The 15,522-nt window shown below is 46.6% G+C and carries 12 protein-coding genes; all 12 read left to right on the top strand.

The features are described from left to right. Nucleotides 1-353: 353 nt before the first annotated feature. On the top strand, nt 354-2,018 hold the full coding sequence (locus MKY97_RS17670; protein ID WP_342551638.1) for an AraC family transcriptional regulator: 1,665 nt from the start codon (nt 354-356) through the stop codon (nt 2,016-2,018). 123 nt (nt 2,019-2,141) lie between these two features. Next, nucleotides 2,142-3,164: an ABC transporter substrate-binding protein gene (locus tag MKY97_RS17665; protein ID WP_342551637.1), complete on the top strand. Its 1,023-nt coding sequence runs from the start codon at nt 2,142-2,144 to the stop codon at nt 3,162-3,164. A 65-nt stretch (nt 3,165-3,229) separates the two neighbouring features. Continuing rightward, nucleotides 3,230-4,258, top strand: coding sequence for an NAD(P)/FAD-dependent oxidoreductase (locus tag MKY97_RS17660; RefSeq protein WP_342551636.1), 1,029 nt, complete (start codon nt 3,230-3,232; stop codon nt 4,256-4,258). 248 nt (nt 4,259-4,506) lie between these two features. Beyond that, nucleotides 4,507-5,694 carry a formate-dependent phosphoribosylglycinamide formyltransferase gene (gene purT, locus MKY97_RS17655; protein WP_342556374.1) on the top strand — a complete coding sequence of 396 codons (1,188 nt, stop codon included), beginning with the start codon at nt 4,507-4,509 and terminating at the stop codon, nt 5,692-5,694. Beyond that, nucleotides 5,684-6,142: a GNAT family N-acetyltransferase gene (locus MKY97_RS17650; protein ID WP_342551635.1), complete on the top strand. Its 459-nt coding sequence runs from the start codon at nt 5,684-5,686 to the stop codon at nt 6,140-6,142. The genes purT and MKY97_RS17650 overlap by 11 nt, the downstream gene beginning before the upstream one ends. A 293-nt stretch (nt 6,143-6,435) precedes the next feature. Beyond that, nucleotides 6,436-7,161: a CAP domain-containing protein gene (locus tag MKY97_RS17645; RefSeq protein WP_342551634.1), complete on the top strand. Its 726-nt coding sequence runs from the start codon at nt 6,436-6,438 to the stop codon at nt 7,159-7,161. 236 nt (nt 7,162-7,397) lie between these two features. Continuing rightward, nucleotides 7,398-8,273: a GDSL-type esterase/lipase family protein gene (locus MKY97_RS17640; RefSeq protein WP_342551633.1), complete on the top strand. Its 876-nt coding sequence runs from the start codon at nt 7,398-7,400 to the stop codon at nt 8,271-8,273. Beyond that, a complete protein-coding gene (locus tag MKY97_RS17635) occupies nt 8,274-9,239 on the top strand; it encodes an ABC transporter ATP-binding protein (protein WP_342551632.1) in 966 nt (321 codons plus the stop codon). It begins immediately after the preceding gene. Beyond that, complete coding sequence (locus tag MKY97_RS17630) at nt 9,232-10,221, top strand: ABC transporter permease (protein WP_342551631.1); 990 nt, start codon at nt 9,232-9,234, stop codon at nt 10,219-10,221. Before MKY97_RS17635 ends, MKY97_RS17630 begins: the two co-directional genes overlap by 8 nt. A 76-nt stretch (nt 10,222-10,297) precedes the next feature. Further along, nucleotides 10,298-12,277: a DNA topoisomerase IV subunit B gene (parE, locus tag MKY97_RS17625; protein ID WP_342551630.1), complete on the top strand. Its 1,980-nt coding sequence runs from the start codon at nt 10,298-10,300 to the stop codon at nt 12,275-12,277. A gap of 12 nt (nt 12,278-12,289) precedes the next feature. Further along, nucleotides 12,290-14,752 (top strand): DNA gyrase subunit A, encoded by a 2,463-nt coding sequence (gyrA, locus tag MKY97_RS17620; protein ID WP_342551629.1) that lies wholly within the window; start codon nt 12,290-12,292, stop codon nt 14,750-14,752. 228 nt (nt 14,753-14,980) lie between these two features. Next, complete coding sequence (locus MKY97_RS17615; protein ID WP_342551628.1) at nt 14,981-15,427, top strand: MarR family winged helix-turn-helix transcriptional regulator; 447 nt, start codon at nt 14,981-14,983, stop codon at nt 15,425-15,427. Nucleotides 15,428-15,522: the final 95 nt, after the last annotated feature.

Below are 15,522 nucleotides of genomic sequence, written 5' to 3'. Positions count from 1 at the left end.
TCGTGTAAGCTGCATGGTGAATTCGTATCTTGATAAGCATATGTATCAGATTCAGAATGATAGTTTATCAATAACATGTATTATAGAGTAGACGAAGCTAATAGGCACTTCAGCTTATTTTGTTCTTTATGGCTTTTCAACAGGATATCCTGCTGAAATTATGAGAGCAGAAAGGCTGAAGTGTTTTTTTTGGAATGCTGCTTAAATGGATGAACGCTGAAGTTTAACTTGTGTCTCGGTTTATGTTATTACAGCTGCTCGGGATGGATATGTTCTTTTATCAGACTCCAAAACCGAGCACAAAATTATGTTATATTTGAAATAAAAAGTTCTATGGATTATGGGGGAGAACCATGCAGATCAAAGCGACAGAACAGGTTAATTCATATGCAGCTTTTGATATGTTTGACCAGCTTCATTTTAAGTTAATTGAGTTGAAGACTGCGGATCAAGGCCATTCGGAAGCAAGCTGGCGTCTCGGAACACAATTTCTCGATAGTTACATGCTGCTGTTTATAGTGAATGGTGAGGGCTGGCTCACCGTGGATGGTGAATTTGTTGAACTCAGGAGCGGCACGATCTATGCAGCAATGCCGGGACAGCTCGTTGAAGCGGAGGTTCGGGGGAAGGCTGAACGAAGCCTGTATCAGATGAGATTCAGTATTTCATATGAAAGAGAAATAGACGAGACATCTGCTCAGGCGATGATGAAGCGGATTTGCAATTTTACGACGAAGGGGGAGATGCGCTGCAGCTCGCCAGTTACCATGAGTTTGATATGCCGGGAGATCGAGGAGAATGCCAGGCATGCGAACGGTTTACAGCGGTATTATGGCCAAATTCGTTTCCAGGAGCTGCTGTACACGATGTTCAGTGACATGCTTCAGCTGGAATCTAATGATGCCATGCGGCCTATCGAACAGGCCAGACATTATATGGAACAGCATTATATGGATAAAATGACGATACAGGATATGGCTGACGCGGCACGAATGAGCGCACGCCATTTCATGCGCTTATTTAAGAAGAGATACGGATGCAGCGCAGTGGACTATTTGACGATCTATCGGATCAAGCAGGCTCAGATAATGATGAGGAATGATCAAAACTTCAGGCTGAAGGAGATTGCGGCTTGTGTGGGGTTTCAGGATGAAATGTATTTTCGCCGTAAATTCAAGCAAATCTCAGGACTTCCTCCCGCGGCTTTTATACGTAACAGCAAGCAGCGTATTGCTGCAGTGCACTCCCAAGGCATCGGAATATTACTTGCTCTTGATATTATTCCCTGCGCCTCCGAAGCCAATCACCCATGGACAAGTTATTACAGGCGTAAATACGAGACGGATAAGGTCACGCCCCTGGTTGATGGAGAAGAAGGCTGTTTGGAACAGTTGAATACAATCCGGCCCGATTATATTGTCGCTGTTCGTGAGGAAATGTCCGCCAGTATGATGCATCGTTTGAATTCGCTGGCACCTGTTTGTGTCATTTCGCAGTCGGAAGGCGATTGGCGTGATCATTTGAGAACTGCTGCTCAATTCTTGAACCGGCCTGCCGCAGCCGAAGTTTGGCTTCAAAGGTATGAGCAAAAAGCGGCTGTCGTGCGTTCACAGTTATCCGAGCAGGTTCGTACGGACAAACTGATTATACTCAGCGTGAAGGATTCTAAGATTCAAGTCATGGGTCCACGAACGATTGCTTCCGTTTTTTATACCGACCTGCAGCTTAACGCACCGGAAGGCATAGAGAACATTTGGCAGCAATCGCATGCAGGCATTCACGACCTAAGTGACCTGGCACATTTATCGATAGACAGAGCATTAATTATTGTGAATGCGGATGATGAATCCAGCCAGAAGTGGGCGGAGCTGCAGCAATCTGAGGTCTGGAAGGCATCAAAAGCAGTGCAGACTGGCGGTGTTGATATGCTGATCCCAAGTGTTTTGCTGGATTATACCGCGTTTACTCATGAACTAATGCTGGATGAAGTGTTAAAACTGTGGCAGCATCGTCCATAATATAAAGTCCTTATCGTCAATATCTTGTGGGACCATTATTTAATATACTACTCCTATATCTAATTGATAATGATAATTATTATTAATTGTGATCATCTATAAATATATAGGAGGTACATAAGCGTGAAGGTTAAGTTTTGGCTGTTGACAGGGGTTCTATTGATACTTGTGGTGCTCAGTGCATGCGGACAAGCATCCGAGCAACAATCAACTGGTTCGGGAGAGAATATCGCAAGTCAGCCCTCTGAAGCTTCAAATACAAGTGAATCAGAACAGCAGCAGGAAAACCAGTTCAAAGTTGTACAAACGGAGATGGGAGAGATTTCGATCCCTGCTTCACCAAAGCGTGTGGTGGGGTTATCCGTTGTATATCCAGAACTGCTGTACGCGCTGGGTGTGGTTCCGGTTGCTGTACAAAATTATCATGAGGAATTTCCGAAATATTTGCAGGAGCCTTTTGCCAATACGGTGAAAATGGGAATTGCGAAAACTCCGGATTTCGAAATGATACTCGCCGCTGATCCTGACTTGATTATTGCACCTGCATGGTGGTCGAAGAAGGATTATGATCAGCTCTCGCGCATCGCTCCTACCGTGCTGCTGCCTCAGCGCGAAGAATGGCCGGATGAGCTGCAGGATATCGCTGCGGTTCTTGGAAAGGAGCAGGAAGCGAAACAGGTTATGGCGGATTTGAAGCAGCACGAAAAAGAGGGATCTGACAAACTGTATAATCTGATTGGCGAGGAAACGGTGCTGTACGTAAGGATTATGGAAAAGGAAATTATTCTAAACGGTCCGAACCTCTCACGCGGAGCATTTATTCACAAGCGGCTCGGTCTAAAGCCTGTGAACAATTTCCCGGAAGGTGAGGCCTCGTTGTCCATTTCTATGGAGGTCCTGCCGGAATATGATGCGGATCATCTCATTATTCAGCTGGATGACGAAGAAAATTCGGAAATAAAGAAAAAATATGAGGAATTGCTGAGCACATCGATCTGGAAAAACCTAAAGGCTGTGAAACAGAATCACGTGTACCTCGTGGGTGGTAAGGAATGGTTTAATCTCGGTATGGCTCCGATGGCCGACAATTATGTAATCGATGATATCGTGGCTGCTTTTGAAGAGAAAAACGAACAAGACAGATGAGCCTTTCCATATGAAATGAAGCAGCCTGCGTTTCATTAAGAAATTAAAGATAGGATGTGTCTGCAGTGAATGATCTCGACATTTATGATGTAACGATTATTGGCGGAGGTCCCGCTGGAATGTATGCAGCATTTTACGCCGGTATGCGTGAGATGAAAGTGAAGGTGATTGAAGGCAAAGATCGGCTGGGTGGATTTCTTCAGACCTATGCGGATAAAACGATATGGGATGTTGGCGGACTGCCGCCGATGAAATGCGCCAAACTTATTGATTGGCTTGTTCAGCAAGCAGGTACATTTGAGCCCGTTGTGGTGTTTAATCAAACGATAGACACGTTTAGTCGTCTGGAGAATGGGGTCATTGTGCTGCAGGCGGAAACGGGCGAACTGCATTATACGCGAAGTGTAATTGCTGCTATTGGGCGAGGCATCGCCGAGGTGCAAAAGCTGGATATGAACACTGCACATGACTATGAACGAGGAAATCTGCATTATACGGTGCAGCATTTGGATTATTTTGCGGGGAAAAAAGTGTTGATCTCTGGCGGAGGCAACAGCGCCGTGGATTGGGCGCTTGAACTTGTGGAAAGGGCCTGCTCGGTAACGGTAGTGCACAGGCAGGATTCGTTTCGTGCAATGGAGCGCAGCGTAAGACAGATGAAAAGCAAGGCGGAGGTACGAACTCCCTATCAGATTGAACATTTATATGGGAACGGGGAACGTATTCATCAGGTCGGTATAATCAACATCACAACAAATGAAGTCATGCGTCTTGATGTGGATGATGTAATTATAAGCCATGGATATACAAGCCATGTCAGCAATCTCTCTCGATGCGGACTTGCCATGGAGGAAGGCATGATCGGCATGAACCAGCTGGCTGAAACGAATGTCCCTGGTATTTTTACTGCAGGAGATTGTGCTTCGAGGGAAGGTAAAGTGAGATTGATAGCAGGTGCTTTCAATGACGCGATCGTGGCAGTCAACAGTGCCAAGATGTATGTGGAGCCCGCTGCGGCCGGAATGGCCTATGTGTCGTCACATAATGAGTTGTTTCGAGAGAAAAATCGTGCTCTGGCACGAGATCAAACATGATTGTTAAAAAATAGAAGACAGATAAGCAAAAATTTAACGTTTCATTATTTTTACTTCCTTAAAATTGGGAGGAATGGAAAGAGTATCGAATCCGGAAATGTGATTTGTAAAAATTGATCGAAAAAACACAAAAAATCTTGTAAAATTCACAAGAAAAATAGGGAGTACTCTTGCAATCTTTAACCAAAACCCCGAAAATAGAGAGACAGATATAGAAGATTTCTCTATTGGGAGGATTGGAAAGAACTATGTGGGGTGCTCCTTTTTCGGCTCAAGCCAAAAAAATGCTGCTGCTAGGCAGCGGAGAATTGGGTAAAGAGGTCGTGATTGAGGCCGCACGTCTGGGCGTAGAAACGATCGCTGTTGATCGTTACGAGAATGCACCAGCCATGCAGGTCGCACATCGATCTTACTGCATCGACATGTTAGATGGCGAGGCATTGAAACAATTGATCCGTAAGGAACAACCGCATTACATCGTACCTGAGATTGAAGCCATTGCAACAGAGGCACTGCTCGAACTTGAGGAAGAAGGCTTTTGTGTCGTACCAACGGGTCGTGCTGCTCGCTTGACTATGGATCGTGAAGGTATCCGTCGATTGGCAGCCGAACAGCTGAATCTTCCTACTGCGGCTTACCTTTTTGCGGATAGTCTGGAGCAGCTTCAGGAAGCTGTCCGTGAACTGGGGACACCATGCGTTATTAAACCGCTGATGAGTTCATCCGGTAAAGGTCAGAGTGTCTGCCGTGTGCCGGAAGATGCAGCGAATTGCTGGGAAGCGGCACTTTCAGGAGCGCGCGGCAAATCCGTACGTGTTATCGTGGAAAGCTTTGTAAAGTTTGAGAGTGAGATTACACTGCTCACCGTCAGATCTGTGTCGGGTACTGTTTTTTGTCCTCCGATTGGTCACATCCAGAAGGATGGGGATTATGTCGAATCATGGCAGCCTCACGCGATGACCTCTGAGCAGTGGGAACAGGCTTGTCTAATTGCAAAGACGGTCACGGATGAGCTGGGAGGGTATGGGCTTTTTGGCGTCGAACTCTTCCTGACTGCCGATGGTGTGGTGTTCAGTGAAATATCTCCTCGACCGCATGATACAGGTATGGTTACGATGGTTACGCAGGATAGCTCTGAATTTGCGCTTCATGTGCGTGCCATTCTTGGTTTTCCCGTCACAGAAGTACATTTGCTGACACCGGGAGCTTCAGCTACGCTGAAGGCCGATGTTGAAACATCTGATTTCACGATTCGTGGAATGGAAGATGCGCTGGCCCTGCCTCGTACTCAGGTTCGTGTATTTGGTAAACCTGAAACGAAACAGGGACGCCGGATGGCTGCGGCGCTTAGTGCTGGAACAGATGTGGAAGAAGCTCGTAAAACAGCGGTTCAAGCCGCAAATATGCTGAAAGTGGAGGTAAATCATGTCCAATAATGTGGAGGCCCCTGTACTGATGATCCGAGAGTGTGAACTGCGAGATGCTGAAGCGGTAACGGGATTGATGCGAGAGGTCAGCTATCCGACAACAACCAATGTTATGAAAGAGCGCATTGAGAGTATGGAGAGCAATCCCAACGCGTGCATGCTTGTTGCCGAAGTGGATGAACAGATTATTGGTGTGGTTGGCTTGCAATGTGTTCAAAGTCATGCCTATCCGGAACCTGCTGCCCAGATTACTTCTTTAATCGTGGGTCAGGAATATCGCGGAAGCGGCATCGGCCGCCGCCTGATGGCTCGTGCTGAAGACTGGGGCAAAAAGAAGGGTGGTAAGCAGCTGTTCGTCACGGGTGCCAATCGTGAAGTGACTTCAACGACTTATTCCTTCTATGAGCATATTGGTTTTCAGAAGAAGGGATATCGCTTCAGTAAAGTTCTTTTATAATAGATGAGACGGCATTCAGCAGGTGGGAACCTGACTGAGTGCCTTTTTTTACGCTTGTATATGTGATATCGTGTGAGCATTTTCAAAATAATTGTGAAGAAGCTTCGTTATGTATATGTTCTGAACGTCCGGCTTCGGGCCAGTTTATATAAACGGATAAAGATATTTTGAAACATTTAATGATGACAAAAAAGTTACTTTTCCATTATTTACGGGTTCACAATCTCTTTACGAATTGATATACTGCTAGAGTAATGATTACAAACTTGTAACAATTAATTCTAAGGAGATGAATGAATTTGAAGAAGAACTGGATGAAAACCGTTGTGACAGGCAGTCTGACAGCTGTACTCGCTGTAGGAATTATGCTTCCCGCCTCCGCGTCTGCTGCAGATTCAACATATAACACGACTACAACGTATAAAGTTGTGAATGCAGATAGCCTGAAAGCTTATATCGAGTCATGGCTCAAGCAAAACGGATACAAGGTATCTGAAGGACAAGCCGTTGAGAAACCAGCAGCACAGCCTGAAACTAAACCTGAACAGCCAAGCACACCTGCAAAGCCAGTACAAGAAGAGAAACCGGCACCGACAACACCAGCCAAAGATCCTTCAAGCACAGGCAGTAACGGTACTCAAAGCTCACAATCCGATTTCGCTGCACAAGTGGTGAAACTGGTAAACGCTGAACGTGCCAAAGCAGGTCTCGGTGCACTGGCATCAGACTCGCTTCTGGACAAGGTCGCTATGGCCAAAGTTAAAGATATGAGCAGCAATAACTATTTTGACCACCAGTCTCCAACGTATGGTTCTCCGTTTGATATGATGAAACAATTCGGAGTAACTTACAGCTACGCTGGCGAAAACATCGCTAAAGGTCAAAAAACACCTCAGGAAGTTGTAACTGCCTGGATGAACAGTGCGGGTCACCGTGCGAACATCCTAAGCAAAAACTTTACGCATATCGGTGTAGGTTTCTATAACGGATATTGGGCTCAAGAGTTTATCGGTAAATAAGACCTGGACATGAATATCCAAAATTTCTTTATCATAAAAAGTCATATGTGCACACAGCCGAAATACTGTGTGTGCTATGGCTTTTTTCCATTTTTTGAGCTTAGTAAATGTCTGTATTGTGAATACGGCAGCAAAATTTGCAAATTAACGACAGAAGACTTATGTTATTTAGAATAAGCAGTATCTTGATGCAAAAGCCATTATAAATTATATGCACCTGACTGGAGATGTGATGGATGAAAAAGAACAAAAATCTTGATTCAGCGCCCTGGATCTGGAGAAGTGTAAGTACGATATCCATTGCAGCAACATTATTGCTGCTGTTCGGATTTGGTTACGCCATAAAAGATGTGATTTATCCTCAAGGAGACTCGAAGCTTAATGATGGACAGAAGGCTGTCGGGTCAGCCCAGGAAGCACCAAATGGCACTAATAAAGGGATTGTCGAAGATGGGAAGATTCGAATGGCTGTCATCGGAGATTCTCTTGCCAGAGGTACAGGGGATGATGAAGGACTAGGGTTTGTAAGGCGGGCGGGCAATCTGCTGAAAGATGAAGGTTATGACGTTCAGGTGCTAAATAATCTGGGTGTGAACGGCCTGCGAACCGATGCATTATTAAAAAAGCTGGATGAACAAGGCGTCAAGTATGTCTTGGAACAGTCCAACTTTATTCTGCTCTCGATCGGTGCAAATGACCTGTTTCAAGGCGGACAGGTTCTTCAGGGTGAAGACCCGCCTACTGCGGAAAAATTGGCTGCGGCACTGCCAGAAACGTCGAAAAGGCTGCAGGAGATTTTGAAGAAAGTGAAAGAAATCAACCCCAACGCGCAGATCATGTACATCGGATTATATAATCCGTTTGGTAATGTGAAAGACCTGGAAAAGCCGGGGAATGCTGTTGTCGCTGCCTGGAATGATGCGGCAATGTCGATTTTGAACAATGAAGATAAAATGAGCCTTGTGCCGACATTTGATCTGTTTGAGAATCATCTGGATGAGTATCTTTCATCGGACCATTTCCATCCCAATGGACAAGGTTATCAGCAGATGGCTGTTCGCATTGCACAGGAATATCAGGGGAACAAATCGGCAGAAGGGAGCGCAAAATAAATGGCAGAGAAGCAGTATGAATCCGTTTTGTCCGTACAGCATTTGAAGAAGAAGATCGGGCGAAAATGGATTATTAAAGATGTCACTTTTGATGTTAAGCCGGGTGAAATATTCGGATTTCTGGGACCAAATGGAGCGGGGAAAACAACAACCATCCGTATGCTTGTGGATCTGATCAAACCTACAGAAGGGAAGATTTCGGTCTGTGGTTACGATGTGAACCGGGATCCGGAACGGGCGCTAAAATATGTCGGATCGATTGTAGAAAATCCCGAGGTTTATACATATTTGACCGGGTGGGAGAACTTGGAGCATTTTGCCCGCATGCAGCCAGGAGTAGATCATGAGCGTATTCAGGAAGTGGTCAACATCGTCCGTCTGGATCAACGTATTCATGATAAAGTCAGAACGTATTCCCTAGGTATGCGCCAGCGGCTCGGGATTGCTCAGGCACTGCTTGGACGACCGCGTCTGCTCATTCTGGATGAGCCAACGAACGGACTGGATCCTAAAGGGATTAAAGAACTGCGAGAGTTCATCAAGCAGCTTGCCAGTGAAGGTATGGCTGTGTTTGTCAGCAGTCACTTGTTAAGTGAGATCCAGCTTCTCTGCGACAGGGTTGCAATTATCAGTGCCGGCCGTGTACTTGCGGTTGGCGGTGTAAATGAATTGATTGAAGACCACTCCAAGGTCGCGATCTGGCACCTTACTCCGTTTGACGCAGGCCGTCAGATATTAATTGATAGGGGAATTTCGCTGGTCAGCCGCCCTGGTGATGTCATGGATGATACCATTGTTGCAGGGCTGGGTGCCAACGCTGTTGTTGCCGAGATGCATGAAGAATTGATTCCGGAGCTGGTACAGCAGATGGTTGAGGCAGGGATTCAAATCGAAGGCGTGCAGCGGATTCAGCCAACACTTGAGCAGTTATTCTTAAAAATGACAGAAGGTGAATCCATTGAGTAATATTATGCCGCTGATTCGTAATGAAACCATCAAGATGGTTAAGAAGAAACGTCTTTATATCATTTTTATCGTTCTGGCTGTACTTGTTCCGATGTTTACGTATGCACAGATGAAATCAGCTCAGAATAACCGGGACAAGTTCGGTGGTGATTGGAGGCTTGAACTGCAGCAGGCGATTACCGATAATCAGAACTCACTCGGCAGTGACCGGGTTCCTGAAGAATTTAAAAAGTACAGAGCCGTTTATATCCAGCAGATGCAGTACTACCTGGAAAATAATATCAATCCCAAAGAGCCGGGCGGGGTGACGTTTACGCGGGAGTTTATGAACAATGCCGTCGGATTATTTATCCCTCTTTTAATTATGGCGATTGCGTCCGATTTGGTATCCGGTGAACGTACGACAGGTACGATCAAAATGCTGCTGACACGCCCCGTGAGGCGGTGGAAAGTGCTTCTCAGCAAGCTGATCACGCTGATCATGTTTGTCTCCATCATCGTCGTTTCTGCTTATGTGATCTGTTATGGGATATCCGGAGCTGTTTTTGGTTACAAAGGATTCGGTATACCTGTTTTCACAGGATTCAAAGTGGTGGGTACCGATGTGGATATGTCTGCTGTGCATGCAGTAAGTCAATGGCAGTACATGCTGATGCAGGCAGGTTTGATCTGGTTTGTGAGCATAATCGTGGCTATGCTGGCATTTATGGTGTCGGTTCTTGTTCGCAGTACGGCTGCAAGTATCGTAATTATGATGGCAGCATTGATTGCCGGAACGATTCTTACCAACATGGCGGCTTCGTGGGAAACGGCAAAATATTTGTTTATGGTCAATCTCGAACTCCCTAACTATCTATCAGGCGGACTGCCGCCAATTGAAGGAATGAATCTCGGTTTTTCCCTTATTGTGCTTAGCATTTGGGGTGCTGCATCACTCTTTGTCTCATTCCTTGTCTTTACGAAACGGGATATCTTGAATTAAAATGGACAAGGATAAGAAAACATCTGTTTGCATTTCAGGCAATTTTGTAGTTTCAAGTTAAGAAGGGGGAGCATGAATGGTCGAGCAAATCGATATGTCAGCAGGTTCGACAGGCGGAGGACAGGGCGCCTCGGGCTACGACGCGGACGACATTCAAGTACTTGAAGGACTGGTAGCGGTTCGGAAACGGCCGGGGATGTACATCGGAAGCACCAGTACTTCAGGTCTACATCATTTGGTATGGGAAATCGTGGACAACGCTGTCGATGAGCACCTTGCCAAATTCTGCTCCAAAATCGATATCACACTGCATAAGGACGGTTCTATTACGGTTCAGGATAACGGAAGGGGAATTCCGACAGGTATACATAAAACAGGGATTCCTACTCCCCAGGTCGTGTTTACGATTTTGCACGCAGGCGGTAAGTTCGGTGGATCAGGATATAAAAAATCAGGCGGTCTGCACGGCGTAGGTGCTTCGGTCACCAACGCGTTGTCAGAGTGGCTTGAGGTCGAAATCTTCCGGGATGGCAAGATTCATCGGCAGCGTTTTGAATACTGGCAGGACAAAAAAGGTGTAGAACATGTAGGGGAACCTGTGACAGGCCTTGAAGTGTTAGGAAACACCAATCGTACCGGAACCAAAGTTACATTTAAACCGGATATTCGTGTATTCCAACATGGTATTCAGTTGAATTATGACACCCTGGCAGAACGTCTTCAAGAAATCGCTTTTTTGAACTCAGGTCTGAAAATTGTGCTGAAGGATGAACGTTCAGGGAATCAGGATGAGTTTATGTATGAGGGCGGAGCAAGTCAGTTTGTCGAATTTTTGAATGAAAACAAAGATGTACTGCATGATGTCATTCACTTTTACGCAGATAAGGATGATATCGAGGTTGAAGTGGCTATTCAATACAATGCAGGATATACGGAGACACTGGCTTCGTTTGTGAACTCGATTCCAACCCGCGGCGGGGGTACGCATGAGACCGGATTCAGGGCGGCTTACACCCGTGTAATGAACGATTACGCTCGCCGCACCAGTATGATCAAGGAAAAGGATAAAAATCTGGAAGGCAATGATCTGCGTGAAGGCATGATGGCTGTAATCAGCGTCAAAATGTCAGAGGTGGAATTTGTCGGTCAGACGAAAGACCAGCTCGGAAGTGCTGCTGCCCGCAGTGCAGTGGATTCAGTGGTTTCCGAGAACATTCAACGTTTTCTGGAAGAGAATCCTCAGGTTGCACAGACTTTGATTCGCAAAGCAGTGCAGGCGTCCAAAGCGAGAGAAGCAGCCCGCAAAGCCCGTGACGAAATGCGTACAGGGAAAAAACGCAGTGAAAGTTCGAACCTAAACGGCAAGCTGACGCCAGCACAGTCGAAGGATTTTACACGCAATGAGCTGTTTATTGTGGAAGGAGACTCGGCAGGCGGTTCGGCGAAGCAGGGTCGGGACTCCAAAATACAGGCAATTCTGCCGTTGAAGGGAAAACCGCTTAACCCGGAAAAATCAAAGCTGGCTGATATTCTCAAAAACGAAGAGTATCGTGCAATTACAGCAGCGATCGGAGCAGGGATTGGAACTGAATTTGCGGTAGAGGACAGCAATTATTCCAAAATTATCATCATGACGGATGCCGACACGGACGGGGCGCATATTCAAGTGCTGCTGCTTACTTTCTTTTACCGTTACATGAAACCGTTAATTGATGCAGGTAAAGTATATATTGCGCAGCCGCCTTTATATAAGCTGACACGTAAATCGGGCAAAATGGCAGCCGTAAGATATGCTTGGACTGATGAGGAACTCGCCAATTACATGAAAGAATTTGGCAATAATGTTGAGCTGCAGCGTTATAAAGGTCTAGGTGAGATGAACCCGGATCAGCTGTGGGAAACGACAATGAACCCGGAAACACGAGCTATGCTGAAAGTGGAGATTGTGGATGCAGCCAAAGCGGAGCGTCGTGTGTCAACACTGATGGGGGACAAGGTGGACCCTCGTAAACGCTGGATTGTAGAGAATGTCGACTTTACAGAGTACGAAGAATAGAAGGTGCTTGGAATGAGTCTATCAGAACAATTTATGCCGGCCTTTCTTGAAGAGGTCGTGGGTGACCGTTTCGGTCGCTACTCCAAATACATTATTCAAGACCGGGCCATTCCCGATGTGCGGGATGGATTGAAGCCCGTACAGCGGCGTATTTTATACGCTATGTACGACTCAGGCAATACACCTGAGAAGCCATACCGTAAGTCTGCCAAAACGGTAGGGGACGTTATGGGTAACTATCACCCTCACGGTGATTCCTCCATCTATGAAGGCATGGTGCGGATGGCACAGCCGTGGAAAATGGGTCATATGCTGGTAGATGGTCACGGGAACTGGGGCTCTCAGGACGATGATCCAGCTGCGGCGATGCGGTATACTGAGGCTCGCTTGTCATCCATTGCGATGGAGATGCTTCGCGACATTGAGAAACGCACGGTGCTGTTTAAGGATAACTTTGATAATACAGCCAAGGAACCGGTTGTTCTGCCTTCCCGTTATCCCAATCTGCTCGTCAACGGTGTAAGCGGAATATCTTCCGGTTTCGCAACCGAGATTCCGCCTCACAATTTACGTGAAACCATCGATGCCTGTATTGCGGTGATGGAGAAACCATCCATCGAACTGGATGAAATCATGATGTTTATGAAAGGCCCGGATTTTCCGACAGGCGGATTAATTATGGGCGGCGACGGCATTCTGGATGCATATCGGACAGGTAAAGGACGAATCTACATACGTTCCAAAACCGAAATCGAAAACATGCGCGGCGGCAAGCAGCAGATTGTCATTACGGAGATTCCTTATCAGGTAGTGAAATCCCGTCTCGTGACCGCGATGGAGAACATCCGGCTGGAGAAAAAGGTTGAAGGCATAGCCGAAGTTCGTGATGAAAGCGGACGTGAGGGTCTGCGAATCGTTGTAGAGCTGAAAAAGGAAGCCGATGCACAAGGTATTTTGGCTTATCTGCTCAAGAAAACGGATCTTCAGGTCACCTATAACTTCAACATGGTTGCTATCGTAAACAAAGCTCCGCAGCAGCTCGGTCTGAAAGCTATTCTGGAGGCTTATATTGCCCACCAGCGTGAGGTCGTGACATTCCGAACCAAATATGAGCTGGAGAAAGCCGAAGATCGGGCCCACGTCCTTGAAGGACTGGTGAAAGCTCTTAACATTCTGGATGAAGTTATTGCGGCGATCAAAGCTTCGAAGAACCGTCAGGATGCTCAAAACAATCTGATCTGGATGTTCGGCTTTACAGAACGCCAGGCAGATTCGATTCTCACCCTGCAGCTGTACCGGTTGACAAATCTGGAGATTAACGCTCTTCAAAAAGAACTGAATGAGCTTATGAAGAAAATTTCACAACTCCGCTCCATTCTGGAAAGTGATCGCAAGCTGGTTGGCGTTATTCGCAAGGAACTGCTGGAGATCAAAGAGAAATACGGAATTGAGCGGCGCTCCGCGATTCAGGGCGAGGTAGAGGAGCTTAAGGTAAATCTCGAAGTTCTGGTTAACGCGGAAGATGTATTTGTGACATTATCCAAAGAGGGGTATGTGAAACGCTCCAGTATGCAGTCCTTTACACGTTCCGGCGGGGAGCGAAGTGCAAGTGGTGTAAAAGAAGGCGACTATATCTCTCAGGTGCTTGAAGTGAACACACTGGAGAACCTGCTTGTGTTCACGCAAAAAGGACAGTATTTCCTGCTGCCTGTGCATCAGGTGCCGGAGTTTAAGTGGAAAGACCCGGGTACGGCCATCGTTAACGTCATTCCCCTTGCGAAGGACGACCGGATCACCAGCGTGCTGGCCATCAAATCGTTTGAAGAACCTGATCACAGCCTTGTATTTGTGACTCGCAAGGGACAGGTCAAACGAACTGAACTGAAGGAGTATATTACGAAACGCTCCAGTGCTGTGGCAGCATGTAAGGTTGGGAAAGATGATGAAGTTCTGTCCGTGCATTTGAGTACGGGCGATAAAGATATCGTGCTGATAACCAAAGAAGCGATGGCTATACGTTTCCGCGAGGATGAGGTCAACCCGATGGGACGTGTCTCCGGTGGTGTTCGCGGTATTCAGTTGAAAGATACGGATGAAGTTGTCTCTGCTCTATGGGTCGAGGGTGATGAAGGCGAGGTAGCCGTACTAAGTGACATCGGGTACGGTAAACGTTCCCTTCTTCTCGATTACGCGCTGCAGAGCCGTGGTGGTAAAGGAGTGGTTACCTTTGAATTTAAAGAAGGTAAACGTGTCAAACCGAACGGCAGCCGCATTGCGGGGGCATTCTACTGCAGAGAGCAGCGCAAGTTAACGGTAATGACCAAAGAAGGACAGGCGCATGTGATTTCTTCAGAGAGCGTGCCGATTACGGAACGCAAACATATCGGTAAATTACTTGTTCCTGTGGACAAGCAGGACGAGATTACCGAGCTGATCCCGGACTTTAATGAGAATCAGCTGCAAAATTCCGTATAAAAAAGATAAAAAAGACTCTTCGCGCACATCGCTGATGGTGCCTTGCGAAGAGTCTTTTTTTGTTGTTCTTCGGCGAATGTGAAGCGCGCCTTCAAGCGAAGTTTAACAACCTTCGTCGATTGGGGTCGATCGCTGGGAAATTGAAAAAATGCAGCAGGAATGCGGCTTTGAAGGGCGAAAACTTAAGCAAATGAAATGATTATCCGCTGCCGGGAGGAGTGATTTTAGATGTATAATTCCGATTTCGCCAAGTGCTGGTCCAGATTAACCAAAGATTATAAACTGCATATGGATCAGGAACTGGCACCTTCATTAACCGAGGCGCAGCTTGCTGTACTGGAGGTGCTGGAGGACCACGACAAGATGAAACCGTCTGATCTGATTCCATTTCTGGCGACAACGCCTGCGGCCGTTACGATGCTGCTTGATCGAATGGAGAAAAACGGCCTCATATGCAGAGATCGCGATGATCAGGATCGGCGGATCGTATGGGTTTCGCTGTCGGACAAGGGGAGAATGGAGACCAAGCGGGGAGTTGCCATCCGCAATGAGTTCATGAATTCGGTTCTGAGCAACATTTCGATGCACAATCAACAGCTGCTCGTTTATTTACTTGGAAAAATAACCGCACCCAGAACAAACGTGCATGAGCCGGTCTTAAGCAGTTCTGGTTAACGTAAGGGCAAGGGAAACATATATGGTGAATACCGCTAAAACAAACGTATTACGAAGCATGCCCCTTGTTATTAGACTGGGGTGTGCTTTTATTT

Origin of the sequence: Paenibacillus sp. FSL R7-0652 (assembly GCF_038595045.1) — a bacterium.
Classification (GTDB): Bacteria; Bacillota; Bacilli; order Paenibacillales; family Paenibacillaceae; genus Paenibacillus.
Note: the sequence above shows the minus strand (reverse complement) of the source record. Positions and strands in the feature narration are given on the sequence as shown.